Annotated in this window: 15 protein-coding genes; 6 read left to right on the top strand and 9 right to left on the bottom strand. The window is 68.7% G+C overall.

The window, feature by feature from the left end; translation table 11 throughout:
* Positions 1 to 9: 9 nt before the first annotated feature.
* The 6 genes from AB0J62_RS35730 to AB0J62_RS35705 are packed head-to-tail and all read right to left on the bottom strand — an operon-like array spanning position 10 to position 8,260.
* Entirely contained in the window at positions 10 to 1,167 is a 1,158-nt protein-coding gene (locus AB0J62_RS35730; protein WP_363881134.1) for an acyl-CoA dehydrogenase family protein, read from the bottom strand.
* Positions 1,164 to 3,101 (bottom strand): biotin carboxylase N-terminal domain-containing protein, encoded by a 1,938-nt coding sequence (locus AB0J62_RS35725; protein ID WP_363881133.1) that lies wholly within the window; start codon positions 3,099 to 3,101, stop codon positions 1,164 to 1,166. Before AB0J62_RS35725 ends, AB0J62_RS35730 begins: the two co-directional genes overlap by 4 nt.
* 5 nt (positions 3,102 to 3,106) lie before the next feature.
* On the bottom strand, positions 3,107 to 4,660 hold the full coding sequence (locus AB0J62_RS35720; protein ID WP_363881131.1) for a carboxyl transferase domain-containing protein: 1,554 nt from the start codon (positions 4,658 to 4,660) through the stop codon (positions 3,107 to 3,109).
* The gene (locus AB0J62_RS35715) at positions 4,657 to 5,769 is read right to left on the bottom strand and encodes an acyl-CoA dehydrogenase family protein (protein ID WP_363881129.1); all 1,113 of its coding nucleotides are present in this window, start codon (positions 5,767 to 5,769) and stop codon (positions 4,657 to 4,659) included. Before AB0J62_RS35715 ends, AB0J62_RS35720 begins: the two co-directional genes overlap by 4 nt.
* Positions 5,766 to 7,475: an acyclic terpene utilization AtuA family protein gene (locus AB0J62_RS35710; RefSeq protein WP_363881127.1), complete on the bottom strand. Its 1,710-nt coding sequence runs from the start codon at positions 7,473 to 7,475 to the stop codon at positions 5,766 to 5,768. The genes AB0J62_RS35715 and AB0J62_RS35710 overlap by 4 nt, the downstream gene beginning before the upstream one ends.
* Complete coding sequence (locus AB0J62_RS35705; RefSeq protein ID WP_363881126.1) at positions 7,472 to 8,260, bottom strand: TIGR03084 family metal-binding protein; 789 nt, start codon at positions 8,258 to 8,260, stop codon at positions 7,472 to 7,474. The genes AB0J62_RS35710 and AB0J62_RS35705 overlap by 4 nt, the downstream gene beginning before the upstream one ends.
* Positions 8,261 to 8,424: 164 nt before the next feature.
* Between AB0J62_RS35705 and AB0J62_RS35700 the strand changes: the two genes are divergently transcribed.
* From AB0J62_RS35700 to AB0J62_RS35675, 6 genes are all read left to right on the top strand, one after another.
* Positions 8,425 to 9,063, top strand: coding sequence for a hypothetical protein (locus tag AB0J62_RS35700; protein WP_363881124.1), 639 nt, complete (start codon positions 8,425 to 8,427; stop codon positions 9,061 to 9,063).
* An 87-nt stretch (positions 9,064 to 9,150) separates the two neighbouring features.
* Positions 9,151 to 10,038: a BadF/BadG/BcrA/BcrD ATPase family protein gene (locus tag AB0J62_RS35695; RefSeq protein WP_363881122.1), complete on the top strand. Its 888-nt coding sequence runs from the start codon at positions 9,151 to 9,153 to the stop codon at positions 10,036 to 10,038.
* Positions 10,035 to 10,703: a putative N-acetylmannosamine-6-phosphate 2-epimerase gene (locus AB0J62_RS35690; protein ID WP_363881120.1), complete on the top strand. Its 669-nt coding sequence runs from the start codon at positions 10,035 to 10,037 to the stop codon at positions 10,701 to 10,703. The genes AB0J62_RS35695 and AB0J62_RS35690 overlap by 4 nt, the downstream gene beginning before the upstream one ends.
* Positions 10,704 to 10,836: 133 nt before the next feature.
* Positions 10,837 to 12,150: a hypothetical protein gene (locus AB0J62_RS35685; RefSeq protein ID WP_363881118.1), complete on the top strand. Its 1,314-nt coding sequence runs from the start codon at positions 10,837 to 10,839 to the stop codon at positions 12,148 to 12,150.
* A 759-nt stretch (positions 12,151 to 12,909) separates the two neighbouring features.
* Positions 12,910 to 13,938, top strand: coding sequence for a DUF222 domain-containing protein (locus AB0J62_RS35680; protein WP_363881115.1), 1,029 nt, complete (start codon positions 12,910 to 12,912; stop codon positions 13,936 to 13,938).
* A complete protein-coding gene (locus AB0J62_RS35675) occupies positions 13,877 to 14,572 on the top strand; it encodes an HNH endonuclease (protein ID WP_363881550.1) in 696 nt (231 codons plus the stop codon). The genes AB0J62_RS35680 and AB0J62_RS35675 overlap by 62 nt, the downstream gene beginning before the upstream one ends.
* A gap of 238 nt (positions 14,573 to 14,810) precedes the next feature.
* Here the strand turns inward: AB0J62_RS35675 and AB0J62_RS35670 are convergent, their stop codons facing one another.
* The 3 genes from AB0J62_RS35670 to AB0J62_RS35660 are packed head-to-tail and all read right to left on the bottom strand — an operon-like array spanning position 14,811 to position 18,049.
* Positions 14,811 to 15,299: a DinB family protein gene (locus tag AB0J62_RS35670; protein ID WP_363881112.1), complete on the bottom strand. Its 489-nt coding sequence runs from the start codon at positions 15,297 to 15,299 to the stop codon at positions 14,811 to 14,813.
* Positions 15,300 to 17,363: a YhgE/Pip domain-containing protein gene (locus AB0J62_RS35665; protein WP_363881109.1), complete on the bottom strand. Its 2,064-nt coding sequence runs from the start codon at positions 17,361 to 17,363 to the stop codon at positions 15,300 to 15,302.
* Positions 17,360 to 18,049: a hypothetical protein gene (locus tag AB0J62_RS35660; RefSeq protein WP_363881106.1), complete on the bottom strand. Its 690-nt coding sequence runs from the start codon at positions 18,047 to 18,049 to the stop codon at positions 17,360 to 17,362. The genes AB0J62_RS35665 and AB0J62_RS35660 overlap by 4 nt, the downstream gene beginning before the upstream one ends.
* Positions 18,050 to 18,062: the final 13 nt, after the last annotated feature.

Below are 18,062 nucleotides of genomic sequence, written 5' to 3'. Positions count from 1 at the left end.
CCACTCCTTCTAGTACGACTTCGGCAGTCCCAGGCTGTGTTGTGCGACGAAGTTCAGGATCATCTCCCGGCTGACCGGCGCGATCCGGGTCGCCCGGGCGGCCGCGACGAGCGACGCGACGCCGTACTCGACCGTCATGCCGTTGCCGCCGAGCGACTGGACAGCTTGGTCGGTGGCCCGGACGGCGACCTCGCCGGCGGCGTACTTCGCCATGTTCGCGGCCTCGCCCGCGCCCATGTCGTCGCCCGCGTCGTACAGCGCGGCGGCTTTCTGCATCATCAGGCGGGCCAGCTCGAGCTCGATCTTGATCTGCGCGAGCGGATGCGCGAGACCCTGGTGCGCGCCGATAGGAGCCTTCCAGACCTGTCGCTCCTTCACGTACGCCGTTGCCTTGTCGAGCGCGTGCCGCGCGATCCCGATCGCGAACGCGGACGCCATGATGCGCTCGGGGTTCAGCCCCGCGAACAGCTGCATCAGCGCGGCATCCTCGGAGCCGACGAGCGCTTCCCGCGGGAGCTGTACGTCGTCGAGGAACATGGCGTACTGCTTGTCCGGGCTGATCAGGTCCATCTCGATCTGCTGGAACTCCACGCCCGGCGCGCCGATCGGCACGATGAACAGCGCGGGCTTCAGCTTGCCGGTCTTTGCGTCCTCGGTGCGGCCGACGACGAGCACTGCCTTCGCGACGTCGAGTCCGGAGATGAAGACCTTTCGACCGCTCAGCGACCAGCCGTCGTCGGTACGGCGGGCTGTCGTCGTGATCTGGTGCGAGTTCGAGCCGGCGTCGGGCTCGGTGATCGCGAACGCCATGATCGTCGTACCGTCGGCCAGGCCGGGCAGCCAGGTCTGCTTCTGCTCGTCGGTGCCGAAGCGGGAGATCACCGTGCCGCAGATCGACGGTGAGACGACCAGCATCAGCAGCGGGCAGCCGGCCGCGCCGAGCTCCTCGAGCACGATCGACAGGTCGCCCATGCCGCCGCCTCCACCGCCGTACTGCTCGGGGAGGTTGACGCCGAGGAAGCCGAGCTTGCCGGCCTCCAGCCACAGCTCGGTCGTGTGCCCGCCGGACCGCGCCTGCCGGTTGAACCACTCGTAGCCGTACTTCTTGCCGAGTTCGCTGACGACCTTCCGCAGCTCCCGGCGTTCCTCGGACTCCACGAAGCTCATGCTTCCTCCCCAACAACCGCTAGTACGGCGCCGACCTCGACCTGTTGTCCCGCTTCCACTGTGAGCTCACCGACCACCCCGTCGACCGGCGCAGCGATCGTGTGTTCCATCTTCATCGCCTCCAGCCACAGCAGCGGTTGCCCTTGGGTAACTTTGTCGCCGATCTGCACGCCGACCCGGATCACCGTCCCCGGCATTGGCGCCACCAACGACCCCGCCGCCACCTGCCGCGCCGGATCCGTGAACCGCTCGACCGGAGTCAGCGCGACGCTGCCGAGGGACGAGTCCACACACGTCACCCCGTCGTACGCCGCCACGTCGAACACTCGTCGTACGCCGTCAACCTCCAGCACCACCCGCTCCGGCGCACTTTCCACCAGCCGCACGTTGCCATCAGCAACCAAACCGTCTCGTGCCATGCGGTAGGCGACCTCATGCACGACCTCCCCGACCCGATAGCTCTTCCGCTGCGGCTGCGACGGCAGGTTCCGCCAGCCGCTCGGCACTCGCACCGGCGCCTCACGTCCGGCCGCATCAGCCAACGCCGCAGCCAGCGCCGACACCCGCACCACCGCCTCGTCCGGCGGCTTCCCGACCCCGTGCTTGTCGAAGAACGCGGTGTCGGTGTCGCCGGCCAGAAACGCGGGGTGCCGCAGGATCCACACGAGCAAATCCCGGTTGGTCCCAATCCCGTGAATCGTGGAGCGCCGCAGCGCGCCGGCCAGCTGACGGGCGACCGCAGCGCGGTCAGCCCCGGCCGCAATCACCTTCGCCAACATCGCGTCGTAGTAGGGCGACACCTCCGACCCATCCTCAGCCCCGGAGTCCACCCGCACCCGCGCCGCCGCGCCTGCTGGAGGGGCGAGGGCGCCTCCTCGCTCCCCCCGGAAGCGGTGGAGCGTGCCCGTCTGCGGCTGCCAGTCGTTCAACGGGTCTTCGGCGTACAGCCGGACCTCGATCGCGTGACCGACAGTGGGTGGAGGATCCGCCGGGAGGTGCTCGCCGGCCGCGACCGCGAACTGGAGCTCCACGAGGTCCAGGCCAGTGGTCTCCTCGGTGACCGGGTGCTCGACCTGCAGGCGCGTGTTCATCTCGAGGAAGTAGAAGTTGCCTTCCTCGTCCGCGAGGAACTCGACCGTCCCAGCTCCCACATACCCGATCGCGGCAGCGGCCTTCCGCGCTGCATCGAAGAGCGGCGCGCGCATGGACGGGATCCGCTCGACCAGTGGCGACGGTGCCTCCTCGACGACCTTCTGGTGGCGGCGCTGGATCGAGCACTCGCGCTCCCCGACCGCCCAGATCGTCCCGTGCTGGTCGGCCATGATCTGCACCTCGATGTGCCGACCGGCCGCCAGGTACCGCTCGCAGAACACCGTCCCGTCGCCGAACGCCGACAACGCCTCGGCCGACGCCGCGTCGATCTCGCCGGGCAGGTCGGCAAGCTCGGTGACCACCCGCATCCCGCGCCCGCCACCACCGGCCGACGCCTTGACCAGCACCGGCAGATCGTCGGCGGACACCTCGGCCGGCGTGAGCTCGGCCAGAACCGGCACCCCGGCTGCCGCCATCAGCTTCTTCGCCTCGATCTTCGACCCCATCGACGAGATCGCATCCACCGGCGGCCCGATCCACGTCAGCCCGGCGTCGATCACCGCCTGCGCGAACCCGGCGTTCTCCGAAAGGAATCCGTACCCCGGATGTACGCCGTCCGCGCCGGCCCGCACCGCCGCCTCGACGATCAGGTCCGCCCGCAGATACGTCTCACCCGGCGTGTTCCCGGGCAGCTCGACCGCGGCATCCGCCTCGTCGACGAACGGCATCCGAGCATCGGCGGTCGAGTACACCGCGACCGTCGACAACCCCAGCGACCGCGCCGTACGGAAGATCCGCCGGGCGATCTCGCCCCGGTTCGCCACCAACACAGTCGTGAACATGCGCCTCACATCCGGAAGACGCCGAAGGACGAGGTGCCTTCGACCGGGGCTGAGTGGATGGCGGACAGGCAGATGCCGAGGACCGTTCTGGTGTCACGCGGGTCGATCACGCCGTCGTCGTACAACCGGCCGGACAGGAACATCGGCAGGGATTCCGCCTCGATCTGCCCCTCGACGTACGCCCGCATCTGCGCGTCGGCGTTCTCGTCGTACGGATGCCCCTTGGCCTCCGCGGCCGCGCGCGCGACGATCGACAGGACGCCGGCGAGCTGCTGTGGTCCCATCACCGCCGACTTCGCCGACGGCCACGCGAACAGGAACCGTGGATCGAACGCCCGTCCGCACATCCCGTAGTGCCCGGCGCCGTACGACGCGCCCATCAGAATCGAGATGTGCGGGACCGTCGAGTTCGACACCGCGTTGATCATCTGTGCGCCGTGCTTGATGATCCCGCCCTGCTCGTACTCCTGGCCGACCATGTAGCCGGTGGTGTTGTGCAGGAAGATCAGCGGCGTGTTCGCGCGGTTCGCCAGCTGGATGAACTGCGCCGCCTTCTGTGACTCTTCGCTGAACAGGACGCCGCGCGCATTCGCGAGGATGCCGACGGGATACCCGTGCACCGATGCCCACCCGGTCGCCAGCGACGAACCGTAGAGCGGTTTGAACTCGTCGAAGATCGAGCCGTCCACGACCCGTGCGATCACGTCCCGCGGATCGAACGGGATCTTCAAATCCCCCGGCACGATGTCCAGCAGGTCGTCCGGGTCGAGCAGCGGTTCGTCGTACGACGGCTTGGGTGCCGGGCCTTGTTTGCGCCAGTTCAGCCGGGACACGATCTGCCGCCCGAGCCGGATCGCGTCTTGCTCGTCGACCGCGAAGTAGTCCGCGAGACCGGACTGCCGGGCGTGCATGGACGCGCCGCCGAGCGACTCGTCGTCCGCCTCCTCACCGGTCGCCATCTTCACCAGCGGCGGTCCCGCCAGGAACACCTTCGCGCCGCCGTCGACCATCACGACGTAGTCGCTCATGCCGGGGATGTACGCGCCGCCCGCGGTCGAGTTGCCGAACACCAGCGCGATCGTCGGGATCCCCTCGGCCGACAGCCGGGTCAGGTTGCGGAACATCGCGCCGCCTGGGATGAAGATCTCCTTCTGCGTCGGCAGATCCGCGCCGCCGGACTCGACCAGGCTGATCACCGGCAGCCGGTTCGCCCGGGCGATCTCGTCCGACCGGAGGGCCTTCTTCAGCGTCCACGGATTGCTCGCGCCGCCTTTGACGGTCGGGTCGTTCGCGGTGATCAGGCACTCGACACCTTCGACGACGCCGATCCCGGTCACCAGGCTCGCGCCGACGGTGAAGTCCGAACCCCACCCGGCCAACGGCGACAGCTCGAGGAAGTACGAGTCGGGGTCGAGCAGCAGCTCGATCCGCTCCCGTGCGAGCAGCTTGCCGCGCTTGTGGTGGCGATCGACGTACTTCTCGCCGCCGCCGGCCAGCGCCTTCGCGTGCTCGGCATCGAGGGCGACGAGCTTCTCCAGCATCGCCTCACGGTTGCTCATGCAGTGAACCCCAGTCTCTTGGAGGCAAGGCCGGTCAGGATCTCGGTGGTGCCGCCGCCGATGGCGAGTATCTTCTGGTCCCGATACTGGCGTTCGACCTCGGCCTCCCGCATGTAGCCGAGTCCGCCGTGCAGCTGGAGCGCCTGGTCGCAAACCCATTGGCCGGCCTCGACCGCGGTGTTCTTCGCGAAGCAGGTCTCGGCGATCACGTCCTCACCTCGGTCTGCCCGCTCAGCCACCGAACGCACGTACACCCGCGCCACATCAATCCGCCGAGCCATCTCGGTCAACGTGTGCTGCACGGTCTGCCGCGAGATCAGCGGCCTGCCGAACGTCTCTCTGGCGCGGCACCAAGCCGCTGTCAGGTCAAGCGCCCGCTGAGCCCCGGCGTACGCCTGCACGGCGAGCGTCAGCCGCTCGGCAACGAAGTTCACCGCAAGCTGCACAAACCCGGACCCCTGCGCTCCGACGAGATTGCCCACCGGAACCCGCACGTCGGTGAAGGACAGCTCAGCGGTGTCGGAACACAGCCACCCCATCTTCTCCAGCCGCCGCGACACCTCGAACCCCTGCTCGATCACCAGCAGGCTGATCCCGTGGGCGCCCGGGCCGTCGGTGCGGACCGCGGTCGTCACGAAGTCCGCGCGACAGCCCGAGGTGATGAAGGTCTTCGCGCCGTTGACGACGAACACGTCGCCCTCACGCCGAGCCGTCGTACGAATGGCGGCCACGTCCGATCCGCCACCGGGCTCGGTGATCGCCAGCGCGCCGATCAGCTCGCCGTTCAACGTGGGCCGAACCCATCGTTCGATCTGCTCGTGATTGCCCGCAGCAACGATATGCGGCAGTGCGATTCCGCAGGTCAGGAGCGAGGCGACCAAGCCGCCGGACCCGCCGGCGTAGTGCATCTCCTCGACCACATCGATCGCGTCGAGCAACGATCCGCCGCCGCCACCGACCGCCTCCGGGAAGCCGACCCCGAGCAGGCCGATCGCCCCGGCCTTCTTGTGCAGCTCTCGCGGAAGCTCACCATCGCGCTCCCACTGGCCGAGCTGGGGCAATACCTCGGCGTCCATGAACCGCCGGACCGAGTCCCGGAAGGAGTTCACAGCAGGACCTCCGGTACGTCGACGTACCGGGAGCGCAGCCACTCGCCGACCGCCTTGGCCTGCGGGTCGAACCGGGCCTGGGCCGCGACGCCCTCGCCCAGCATTCCTTCGACGACGAAGTTGACCGCCCACAGGTTCGGCAGGAGGTAGCGGGTCACGGTCAGCGGCTGGGTCTCGGGCAGCAGTTGCTTGAAGAGGTCGACCGTCAGCGTGTGCGCGAGCCAGCGCCACGCCTTCTCGTCGCGCACCCACACGCCGACGTTCGCGTCGCCGCCCTTGTCGCCGGAGCGCGCGCCCGCGATGCGGCCGAGCGGGACCTCGCGCGTCCGCGGCGGTCCGCTCGACAGTTGGAGCAGCGGCATCGGCTCCTCGATGTCGTCGACGGGCTCCAGCGGCTGGGTCTCGGCGGCCGGTTCGATCACGGTGCGAGTGCCGTCGGGGAGTACGACGACGTGCTCGACCTCGTGGATGTCGACGTACCCGGCCCGGAACACGCCGTACGGCGAACCGTCGCCGGGCGGCGCGGTGACGTGAAAGCCCGGGTAGCTCGCGAGTGCCAGCTCGACCGCGGCGCTGCTGAACGCGCGGCCGACGACCTTCGGATCCGGATCCTTCACCGCACAACGGAGAAAGACGCTCGCCTCTTCCTCAGACTCAGCGTTCGGCTTCTCGGTCCACGCGAGCGTCCACTTCAGTTCGGCCGGCCGCTGCGGGAGCGCCTGCTCGAGCTGCTGTTGGACGAGCTCGGCCTTCTGCTCCAGCTGCAGCCCGGTCAGCACGAAGTCGACCTCGTTGCGGAATCCGCCGACGCTGTTCAACGAGACCTTGTACGTCGGCGGCGGGGCTTCACCGCGGACGCCAGAGATCTTGATGCGATCCGGGCCGTCGGCGGAGAGCTCGATCGTGTCGAGGCGGGCCGTGACGTCCGGACCGGCGTACCGGGCGCCGGTGATCTCGTACAGCAGTTGCGCCTTGACCGTGTCGATCGTGACCGCGCCGCCGGTGTTGTCGTGCTTCGTGATCACGCTGCTGCCATCCGCGTGGATCTCCGCGATCGGGAACCCGGGCCGGCCGAAGTCACGGATCTCGCTGAAGAACGCGTAGTTCCCACCGGTCGCCTGGCAGCCGCACTCGATCACGTGCCCCGCGACGACCGTGCCGGCTAGCTCGTCGTACTGCGTCCGCTTCCACCCGTGGTGCGCGGCGGCCGGCCCGACGATCACCGACGCATCGGTGACCCGTCCCGTCACGACCACGTCCGCTCCCGCCTGCAACGCTTCGGCGATCCCCCAAGCACCGAGGTATGCGTTGGCCGTCAGCGGTTGTCCGAGGTCCAGCTCCGCGGCGCGGGGCAGCAGATCGTCGCCTTCGACGTACGCGATCTTCGGATGCAGTCCAAGCTTGTCGGCCAACTCGGCGATCGCCTGCGCCAGACCAGACGGGTTCAGACCGCCCGCGTTGCTGACGATCTTCACGCCCCGGTCGAGCGCCTCCCCAAGCCCGCTCTCCAGCTGCTTGAGGAAGGTCCGTGCATATCCCAGTGCTGGGTCCTTCAGCCGATCCCGGCCGAGTATGAGCATCGTCAGCTCAGCCAGGTAGTCGCCGGTCAGCACGTCCAGCGGGCCGCCGGTCAGCATCTCCTGCACGGCGCTGAACCGGTCCCCGTAGAACCCCGACGCGTTCCCGATGCGGATCGGCTCGGTCATGCGAACTGCCCCGGCCGCCGACCCTTCCCGGGCAACCCGGCGAACGCCTGGATGATCCCCAGCCACTCCTCAGCATCAGCACCCTCGGCCTCGACCGTCAGGTCGTCGCGATGCCGCCGCTGTGTCGCCAGCAGGCAGAAGTCCAGCGCCGGGGCACCCACCCGCTGAGTCGCGTCCTCCGGTCCCCAGGACCAGACATCACCGTCCGGTCCGGTCAGCTCGACGCGGAACTGCTCGGCCGGCGGCGTGCGGTCGTTGAGCAGGTACGCGAAGTCCCGCGTGCGCACCGCAAGATGCGCGACATGGCGCAGCCGGTTGCTCGGCTGCCGTCGTACGCCGAGGGCGTCAAACACGTCCTGCCCATGCGCCCAGGTCTCCATCAGTCGCGCGGTCGCCATCGAGGTGGGGCTCATCGGCGGCCCGTACCAGAGCACCTTCTCGCCTGCCGGCACCTTCTTCAGCGCCTCGGCCACCTCCGCGCGGGTCTCCCGCCAGTACGGGAGCAGTTGCTCCGGCGGCAGCGCCGCGGTCTCCGCCGCACCCTCGTCGACGTACGTCGTGGGGCTGGCGGCCGCCGTACGCAGCGAGGCCTGGAACCCCTCCGGATCGGTCGCGGCCAAGTGCGCCGCCTCATCCGTCCAGGCGAGGTGTGCGATCTGGTGCGCGATCGTCCACCCCTCGGCCGGCGTAGGCGTCGCCCACTCGTCCGCGGCCAGCCCACCGACCAACCGATCCAGCTCCGCACTCTCGGCCCACAAATCAGCCAGCACGTCATCCAGTTGCACGCTGCACTCCCTCACCAGGAGACCGTGCGCCGAGCGTCCCACGCCCACCAAAAAGAATCAAGCGTGCTTGTTTTCACTCCGTCGCGCCGCGCCGACGTGCAGGGTCACTGACGCGTCACGGTGATTACTTGAGCTGTCGGGTGATCACTAGGGTGAGACGGGTTATGGATCTGAAGAGCCCGATCAGCACAGTGGTGCCGTCCCTGGACGGGCCGGTGTTGCTGGTGCTCGCGCGGGCCGAGGAGGGGCTGTCCGGCCGCCAGATCCACAAGCTCGCGGAGTCGGGAAGTGTCGCGGGTGTGCGGCTCGTGCTCCAACGGCTGGCAGCGACCGGGCTCGTCCACGTCGACGATCTCGGCAATTCGTTGCTCTATCGCCTCAATCGCAAGCACATCCTGGCCCCGATCGTCGACCAGCTCGCCAACCTCCGCAGTACGTTGGTCAGCCGGCTGGCCGACGAGATCAGCGGCTGGCGGATCCCGCCGGTCCACGCCAGCGTGTACGGCGCGATCGCGCGCGGCGACGGGGACCTGGACAGCGACGTGGACCTGCTGCTCATCCGCCCGGACCGGCACGAGTTCGTCGACGTGCTGTGGGAGGAGCAGGTCGGCCGGCTGATGCAGACCGTCGTCGACCTCACCGGGAACCCCGCCCATGTCTTCGAGCTGAGCCAGACCGAGCTCTCCGGCCACCTGGCCACCGAAGACCCGATCCTCAACGACTGGGTCCAGCCGAGCATCCAGCTCACCGGCGTACCGCTGGCGACGCTTCTGGATCAGTTTGAAGCAGTCCTTCCCGGCTAGCGCCTCTCCTCCCCCTATGGCGCCGGGGAGGCTCGTGAGTACGCTGCGGTGAACCACTGGCACCGACTAGTCGTACTGGATCACCGCATGAGCCGCATTGCCATCGATGGCGGTCAGTCCGCCCTTCGACTCCGTGTTCTCCCGTCTGGCCGGACCGGCAAGGGGCCTGGCTACACGCACGGACCGGATGCGCTGAGGAAGATGCTCGACGCGATCGGCGCAGCTGCGGCGGAGGCCGAGGTGACGGGGCGGATCGAGATCGCTGCCCTCGGTCTCACTGGGTACCCGCAAGGCCCCGGCGCTGCGGAGAAGTTTGCGGCCGATGTCGGCGAGTTACTGAACGCCGACGAGGTGCGACTGACCCAGGACATGGTTACCGCGCACGCCGGAGCGCTGCCCGAGGGGTACGGCGTGGTGGTTGCTGCCGGCACCGGCCTGGTCTGTCTCGCGGTCGACCGGGACGGCACGTGGCGGAAGCTCGACGGGCACGGGTACCTGTTCGGTGACGCCGGCAGTGCGTTCGCGATCGGTCGGGCTGGTCTGGTCGCCGTACAGCGCTCACGTGATGGTCGCGGGCCGGTCACCAAGCTCGCGGACACAGCGCTCGATCCCGTCACGCTCTACCGCTCATCGACGCTGGTCGACGACGTGGCCCGGTTCGCTCCCGAAGTACTGCGGTGTGCGGGCGAGGGCGATCCGGTCGCGCACGATCTCGTCGTACGCGCGGCTGAAGACATCGCCGAGACGATCGGCGCCGCCGTCGCACAACTGGCCGGTGAGGGCTCCGTGCCGGTCGCCTGCGTCGGCGGGCTCTTCAACGGCGCGGGCGAGCAACTGCTGGCCCCGGTCCGTGACGCACTCCCGCCGCGCGCGCGGCTCACGCCCGCGGCCGGAAACTCGCTCGACGGTGCAGAACGACTCGCAACCGGAGCCACCGGCACGTACGCCGACCTGATCGTGACGCACCGCCGATGAGAACTCTTGCCCGTGGCAGCCTCGTGGTGTCCTGCCAGGCAGGCCCCGAGAACCCCATCCACGGCCCCGCCGCGATGGCGTTGATGGCGCAGGCCGCCGAGGCAGGCGGCGCCGGCGCGATCCGGGCCAACGGGCCGGACGACATCGCCGCGATCCGCGCGGTGACCGATCTGCCGATCGTCGGACTGCACAAGCTCGGCGATCCGGCCGGCGTCTTCATCACGCCGACGTACGAGTCTGCCGCCGGTGTGGTCGCGGCCGGTGCGGACCTGGTCGCGCTCGACGCAACCCTCCGGCCGCGGCCCGACGGACAGCGGCTGGACCGGCAGATCGCCCGGATCCACGACGAGCTCGGCGTGCCGGTGATGGCCGACGTGGACAGCCTCGACGCTGGTCTCGCGGCCCAGGACGCGGGCGCCGACTTCGTCGCCACGACGCTGTCGGGATACACCGACGGCCGTACGCCGACCGGGCCGGACATCGACCTGGTCCGTCAGCTCGCGGCGCGACTGACCTGCCCGATCATCGCCGAAGGCAGGATCCGTACGCCGGACGACGTCCGTACCGTCTGCGATGCGGGCGCGTACGCCGTCGTGGTCGGGACCGCGATCACCAATCCGATGGAGATCACGGCCCGTCTGGTCGGCGCCCTTCCGGTCCGATAGACACTTGTCGTATGCGCCTGCTCGACCGCCGTACGCGGCCCCTCGCCGAGACGACCTCGATAATTCCGGTGTTGACCGTTTATCTTGGCTTCCATCGTCAGATTAGTGCCGGTACGACTGTGGGAGCCCCCTCGTGACCGAACTCCTCCTGGCCGCGACGTCGCTGGACGTCACCCCGCCGCCCGGCCACCGGCTCGACGGGTACTCCGCCCGCGCCGGTGTCGCGACCGGTACTGCGGACCCGTTGTGCGCCACGCTGATCTGGCTGTCGAGCGTGGACGACCCCGGTGTGCTCTGGCTCACCCTCGACTCGATCGCGGTCAGCTCCGCGCTCTCCTGCGAACTCGCGGAAGCCGCCGGCACCGCGGCCGGCATTCCGCCGTCGCACGTGGTCGTCTCCGCGTCGCACACCCACTCGGGGCCGGCGGGATGGACCGGCGAGATTCATCCCGTCATCCCAGCTGAGCAGGAGCGCTCACTGGTCGACGCGTTGGTCGGGGTGGTGCGGAGCGCCGAGCTCGAGCGGCAGCCGGTGACCGCGTCGTGGCGGTCGGTCGAGGTGATCGGCGTCGGCACCAACCGGCACCGCCGCAACGGTCCACACGACAACACCGCCGGCATCCTCGCGCTGCACTCGCTGTCGGGCTCGCTCGAGGCGGTGCTGCTCGACTTCGCGTGCCACCCGACGACGTACGGCCCCGAGAACCTGCGGTACTCCGCCGACTGGCCCGGCGCGGCTCGCGCGGCCCTGGCCCCCGCCGTCGTCGGCTTCCTCCAAGGTGCCGCCGGCGACGTCAGCCCCCGCTTCACCCGCCAGGGCCGCGGCGCCGCCGAAGTCACCCGCTTGGGCAGTCTGCTGGCAGGGCGCGTCCGCGAGGCGTTGGCGGGCCCCGGCCTGGACCTGCCTCAGTCGCCTCCCAAGATCCGCCGTACGACGCTGACGCTGCCGGTCCGGAACATCCCACCCGCCGACGAATCCGAAAAACTCGCCACCGCCGTCGAAAAGGTCGTCACCGCCGGCGAGCATGCCGCGACGGCATCCGGACCCACCACAACCGCATCCGGAGCCACCACGACCGCCCAAGCCGCCGCCGATGACCCGTCCGGCCGCATCTCCCAAACCCGCCTCGACGGCGCCCGCGGCCAAGCCCTGATGGCCGCCGCCACGCTTCCCCCGACCCTCGACCTGCCCGTCAGCGCGGTCACCATGGGCGACGTCTGCTGGATCAACCTCCCCGTAGAACTCTTCGCCGTCCACGGAGCCTGCCTCCAGTCCGACAGCACCCACCCCATAACCCGAGTAATCGGCTACACCGACGGCTACTACGGCTACGTAGTAGACCCCTCAGCCGCCGAGGCCGGCACCTACGAGGCCCTCATAACCTTCTTCGACCAACCCACCACCAACCAACTCCTCACCGAAACCGCCACCTTCGTCAACCAGTAACCCGCCAGCCAGGGGAGTGCGTTCAACCCCGCGTGCTACGCACCCGCTCCGTCGCTCCGCTCCTCCCGCGGCCGCTACGCCCGCACCCACCCACCCCCCGGCTCATCGCCGGTGCATCCCCTCCGGCTATCGCCGGACCTTCCGGCTGCCGCCGGGACCTTCCGGGCTATCGCCGGGTCTTCCGGCTGCCGCCGGGACTTGCGGGCTGCCGCCCGCGGTGCGCGCTTATCGCGCGACCGAATGCTTGCTCGACACCTGCGGCCGGCGGGGCGGGGTGATGGGAAATGTCTGGCCCGTTGCCCGAAGCACCCCAGGTGGTCAGCCCCGCACGCTCTGCACCCGCTCCGCGCCGCTCCACCCGCACCGTTGCACTTGTCCCGTCGTCGGCGCCCTGGCGTGGAGTTACCTCGTTGACGCCATGAGCCCACGTCGCTCCGCCCAGCACCCACACCCGCCGTCCAGCGTGCGTCCAGCGCTCGCCCGCGTCCGCCCGCATCCGCCCAGTACCCGCACCCGCCGCTCGTCCCGCGGCCGCCGCCCGCTCCACCCCCGGCGTACCGTCGGGTGGGGTGGCCGCCGCTCGCCCACTCCTCGGCGCACCGTCGGTCAACAATAGTTGCCTGCAGCAACTTCAAGTAGTTGTCCACAGGTGGATCAGGTTGTGGACGACATCCTGAATCTACTCCCATCCAGAATCTCCTTGTAATCAAGGGGTTCTGGGATCGAAAACTGTCGGTGGGCCAGGCTAGGGTTGTGGGTATGGAAGAGCCAGGCCTGCGACCAGTGTGGTCGATGAGCGGCAGTGACATGCTGACCGAGCTCGACCACCTGCATGCCCTCCTCGCCCGCCACGAGACCCGCCGCCTCGAGCTCCTCGCCGGCCTGGAAACGATCGGCCACGCCCAAGAAGTCGGTGCCCACGACACCGCGAGGCTCCTCGAGTTCCGCTACCGCCTCGACCGCACCCGAGCTCGCCGCGACGTCCACCTGGCTCAGTCCCTCCCGAAGTATCCCGCCGTCACCGCAGCCCTCCCCACCACGGCCAAAACTCAGATCGAAGAAGTCCAGGCTCCGGAAGCTCATGACGCGGAAGCCGATGCGGATGTGATCGCCGGGGTGCTGTTGTCGACAGCACAGGCCGAAGCGATCGTGACCGCCCTGGAAAAGGTCCCGAACACCGTCCCCGTCGAGGATCTGGCAGTCGCCGAGCGCGAACTCGTCGGCCTGGCCCGCCACCTCTCCCCGGCCGAGCTCCGCCGCGCCGGCACCCGGATCCGCGACGTACTGGACACCGACGGCCCAGAACCCGAGGAACACAAGGCCTACGCCCGCGAATCTCTGACCCTCTCAGCCGCTGACCGAGGCGTGAAGTTCCGCGGCTACCTGGCCAACGAGAACGCCGAACTCTTCCGCACCCTGATCCATGCCGGCGCCCGTCCACACAAAACCATCGACGGCGCCCCGGACCCCCGCCCCCAGGACAAACGCCAAGCCGACGCCCTCACCACGGCCCTCACACTTGCCGCCACAGCCCTCGACGCCGGCGCTCCAAGCCCAACCCTCTCCCGCCCTGCCATCTCCCGTCCGAACGATGCAGACAGCCAGGCGTCTGGCTCAGGTGGTGCGGCCGGTGTAGTCGCTGACTCGGTGCCCGGGTTCGGGGCGAAGGCGAACGTCACCGTCACGATCGATCTCCAGGATCTGAAAGGACGCGACCGCCGACGCAATTGGCGATACGGTTCACGGCGATGGGCTGTCCGCGGCCGCGATCAGGCGCTTGGCCTGTGACGCGAAGATCATTCCGCTCGTACTCGGATCGAGGTCCGAGCCGCTGGACGTCGGCCGTTCCGAGCGCCTGGTGACTCGCGCGATGCGTCGCGCGCTCAACACCCGAGACGGAGGCTGCGTGGTCTGCGGTGCCCCGCCGGTCATGTGCGACGCCCATCACCTGATCTCCTGGATCGACGGCGGCGAGACCAGCATGACCAACCTGGTGCTCCTGTGCCGCCGACATCACATCGACCTCCACGCCGGCCATTGGTGCATCACGATCGTCGACGGCGACGTACAGGTAGTCCGCCCGGCCTGGGCCGACCCACCACCGCCCAGATCCCATCCCAGCCGGCCCTCGCCCACCACAACCACCAGCAGGAGGCAAGCACCCCGGCCGTACTTCGACCTGCTCCGCAACCGCCGGATGCACGATGCGACGCCGACAAGCCCCCGAACCTCAGCACGTCCGTACGTGAATCGGCCATCGGTCGGAAGGTACTCCGGAAACTCCGCGAATCAACCGGCCGCGAGAACATCCACACCGTCGAACTGCGCACCGCGATCGACACCGAGATCTGGGGAGCAGAGCCATCCCCAGGCCATCCGCCCGAGCCATCGCCCAAGGTTCGGGACGTCGGTCGTGGGGTGAGCGGAGTTGTGTGGGGCGACACGACCGCGTCGGACGCTGACCGCGTTGCCTAGCGATCAGCGTGGTCGACGGCGTACCCGACAGCGCGGTCGTGGTCGATCCTCACCTCTGCCGCGTCGGCATCTTGTTGCGGTCTGCAGGCAGCGCGTCACCCCCAACCGTGCTCGCCCTGTGCGGGTTCGAAATCGGGTTCAGGACGGCGTACGCGTCCAGGACCTGCCGGTCAGCACTGCGGAGCTCAGGCGCCAGTGGCTCCGTCGATCTGTTCGCGGAGGATGTCGGCGTGGCCGTTGTGGCGGGCGTGTTCTCGGATGAGGTGGGTGTAGATCCAGCGGAGAGATACGTCGCCGCCGGCGGGGTGGGGGACCTGGTGGTCGAGGGGTAGGGCGGCGGTGATTCGGCGGGACTCTGCGCAGGCTTCTTCGAAGGCTGCGATCACGCCGGGGATCGTCTCGGTGTCGGATACCTGCCAGCTGTCAGGGCCGCCGTATGACTCGCCGGAGATCTCGGCGCGTGGGCGGCCGGCGAGGATGTGCTGGAACCAGTTGCGTTCGACTCCGGTGAGGTGTTTGACCAAACCGATCGGCGTGGTTCCCGACGGCACCAGCCGGCGGCGTGCATCCGCCTCGGAGAGGCCGCGGAGTTTGTCTGCCGTGACCTCCCGATGCGACTCCAGGAACGCCTCCAGAATCTCGCGTTCGCCCGCGGTACGAACCAGGTCTTCCATTTAGAGCACCAGTTCTGGTTGGAGTTTCTTGGCGGGCCAGACGCGTTGTTTGCGGGCGGCCAGGGTCGACGCGGCCAGTGCTACGGCGAACCATGCTCCCAGCGCAAGGAGGTCGCGGCCGAGGGACGTGCCGGGTCCGCCGTACATGAGGTGTCGTACGCCGTCGATGGCGTAGCTCATCGGTAGCGCGTGGTGGAAGAAGTACAACGGCTCCGGGATGGTCTGCCACGGGAATGTACCGCCCGCGCTCACCAGTTGAACGACCACCAGCACCAGACCGAGGAACTTGCCCACAGCACCGAACCAGGCCGACAGCGCGTGCAGGATCGCGACGAAGGTGAACGACGTCAGGATCAGGAAGCCGACCGTCAGCCACGGATGAGCAGCGTGAATCCCCAGGCCGAGAACGACGGCGACGAACACGAGCGTCGCCTGGATCGCACCGAAGAGGGCCGGAGGCAACCAACCGCCAAGAGCAACGCGGAACGGCGATTGCAGTGCAGCGAGCGCCCGCGGCGACAGCGGTCGGACGAGCAGGAACAGGACGTACGCACCGATCCAGCAAGCCAGGCTGAGGAAGAACGGAGCCAGACCGGCGCCGTAGCTGTCGGCCGTCGCCTGAGAGACGTTCTGCAGGGTGACAGGAGCTCCCAGCGTCTCGGCAACAGCCTTGCGCTGGTCGGCAGACGGGTTGGGGATCTGCTTGACGCCCTTGGCCAGCCCGGTGTTCAGCTGCGTTGCACCGGTCTTCAGCTGACCCACGCCGGTGGCAAGACTGTTCACGCCGGTCAGCAACTGCCCCTGTCCGATGACAGCCTGCCTCTCCCCGCCGGCGAGCTGCTGCGCACCGGTCTGCAAACTCCCCAGCCCGGTCTTCAGCTGACCAGCGCCACTGCTGAGCTGATCCGCCCCATCAGCCGCCGTACGGATCCCACTCGTCAGCGCAGGCGTCGCGTCCGCCAGCGCAGCCGCGCCGTTCGACACCTTCCGTGCCCCGACGGCGAGCTGGTTGAGCTGCTTCGACGTCGACTGGATCTTGGTGTTCGCCTGTACGACGGGAGCGCGCAGCTTCGCCGTCTCCAGCAGAACCTCGCGGATCTGGTGCTGGCTGAAGCCCTGCGCCTTCAATCGCGCAGCGAGCTGGCCGTCGAACGTCGAGAGGTTCTTCACCAGCGTGCTCGACGCGGTCGCGACCTGCTTTCCAGCGCCCGCGATCTTCTCGTTGCCATCGGCAACCTGATCCGCGCCGGCCGCCAACGACTTTGTCTGTTTCGGCAACGTCGCCGTCTTCCGCTTCAACGTACCCAGACCGTTGTCCAGCTTGGAGGCACCGGCAGCCAGCGAGCTCGCGCCCTGCGACGCCTGCGCAGTACCCGTCGCCAACTGTGTCGCACCAGCCGACAGCTGCTTCTGCGCAGTGTTGAGCTGGGCAGCGCCAGTCTGCAACTTGCCGACCCCTGTCGCCGCCGACGCCAGACCCTTCTCCAGCTGCGCGGCACCAGCAGCCGCAGAACCCACCTGCTTGTGGATGGTGTTGTACCCCGTGAGTAGCTGCGACGCCGCGGTCTCGCTCACCTCGGACGCCACAGTTTTCGTCACCTGCGCAACGACCTGGTTCGCGATCGTGTGCGCGATGTAGTTGTTGGCGTCGTTCGTCAGCAGCTCCAGCTGCGCCTGCCGTGGCGTGAACTCCGCACTCGACGCAAGATCGGACGAGAACGACTTCGGCAGTACCAGCGCGAACTCGTACGTCCCGTCCGACACCCCCGACGTCGCGTCCGCGCGGTCGACCTTGTGCCAGTCGAAGCTCTTCGACTTCACCAGCTCCGCGGCGACCTCCGGTCCGACGTTCAGCTTCTCGCCGGTCGCCAGCGTCGTACCAGCGTCTTCGACGACGACTGCCGTCGGGATCTTGTCCAGCCGGCCGTACGGATCGTGGTTCGCGTACAGGTACAGGCCGCCGTACAGCACCGGCACCAGCAGCAGCGCGACCACGGCCAACTTGGGCAGCCGCCCGGCCGTCAGACGCCGCAACTCGCTCAGAGCCATCCTCAGCGCGGTCACTCGTCCTCCTCCTCAACTGCATCGATCGGAGCAACCGGAGCGATCGCAGTGACTTGCACCGGGTCAGGCTGGTCCGTCTCTCCCAGCTGCGCCGCCTTCACGTCCAGCAGCCGGGCGGACGCGTCAGCGCACGTGATGATCACGCCGTATCCCTGCGCGGCCAGATCGCGTCCCAGCGCGAACCACCCGTGCGGATCACCACCATGTCGATCCGGCATGGTCAGAATGACCACCTGTACGTCGGGACGCGCCACCGTGAGCTCCGTGAGCAGTCTGGTCCGTACTGCGACCGGCAGGTGCTCGAACCGCTTGCCGGCATGTTCTGCGGCGTCATGCTCGTCCAGCCACTCCAGCACGGCCTTCCGGCCCGCCTTACGACCGGCGATGGCCAATTCCTCGCCCACAACCGTCTGAACGGGCAGAGCGTCATCCGGCTCGGTGATGCCTGGCGCGTCGACCACGGCGACCCGTCGCCGGAGGAGAGCCGGATCAGCCTGCCCGTCGAGCCGCACTGTCCCGGTGTCCGGCTTCAGCCGACCGGACAGAGCCAGCGCGGCTGCAACGTGCCCAGCGCCCGGGTATCCGGTCAGCAGCGCCACCTGATGATCTGCGACCGACACCGACGTGGTGTGCAGCATCGTCGCGTGCGGACCTTGCACGCTGATCCTGGCGGCCTCGAGCTCCATCCTGCGTTCCCCG

Origin of the sequence: Kribbella sp. NPDC049584, assembly GCF_040675555.1 — a bacterium.
Taxonomy (GTDB): domain Bacteria; phylum Actinomycetota; class Actinomycetes; order Propionibacteriales; family Kribbellaceae; genus Kribbella.
Note: the sequence above shows the minus strand (reverse complement) of the source record. Positions and strands in the feature narration are given on the sequence as shown.

Coding starts and splice junctions, on each gene's coding strand:
- AB0J62_RS35725 (WP_363881133.1), bottom strand. CDS start 3,101: ATGTTCACGACTGTGTTGGTGGCGAACCGGGGCGAGATCGCCCGGCGG.
- AB0J62_RS35700 (WP_363881124.1), top strand. CDS start 8,425: ATGGATCTGAAGAGCCCGATCAGCACAGTGGTGCCGTCCCTGGACGGG.
- AB0J62_RS35730 (WP_363881134.1), bottom strand. CDS start 1,167: ATGAGCTTCGTGGAGTCCGAGGAACGCCGGGAGCTGCGGAAGGTCGTC.
- AB0J62_RS35690 (WP_363881120.1), top strand. CDS start 10,035: ATGAGAACTCTTGCCCGTGGCAGCCTCGTGGTGTCCTGCCAGGCAGGC.
- AB0J62_RS35695 (WP_363881122.1), top strand. CDS start 9,151: ATGAGCCGCATTGCCATCGATGGCGGTCAGTCCGCCCTTCGACTCCGT.
- AB0J62_RS35710 (WP_363881127.1), bottom strand. CDS start 7,475: ATGACCGAGCCGATCCGCATCGGGAACGCGTCGGGGTTCTACGGGGAC.
- AB0J62_RS35670 (WP_363881112.1), bottom strand. CDS start 15,299: ATGGAAGACCTGGTTCGTACCGCGGGCGAACGCGAGATTCTGGAGGCG.
- AB0J62_RS35680 (WP_363881115.1), top strand. CDS start 12,910: ATGGAAGAGCCAGGCCTGCGACCAGTGTGGTCGATGAGCGGCAGTGAC.
- AB0J62_RS35660 (WP_363881106.1), bottom strand. CDS start 18,049: ATGGAGCTCGAGGCCGCCAGGATCAGCGTGCAAGGTCCGCACGCGACG.
- AB0J62_RS35720 (WP_363881131.1), bottom strand. CDS start 4,660: ATGAGCAACCGTGAGGCGATGCTGGAGAAGCTCGTCGCCCTCGATGCC.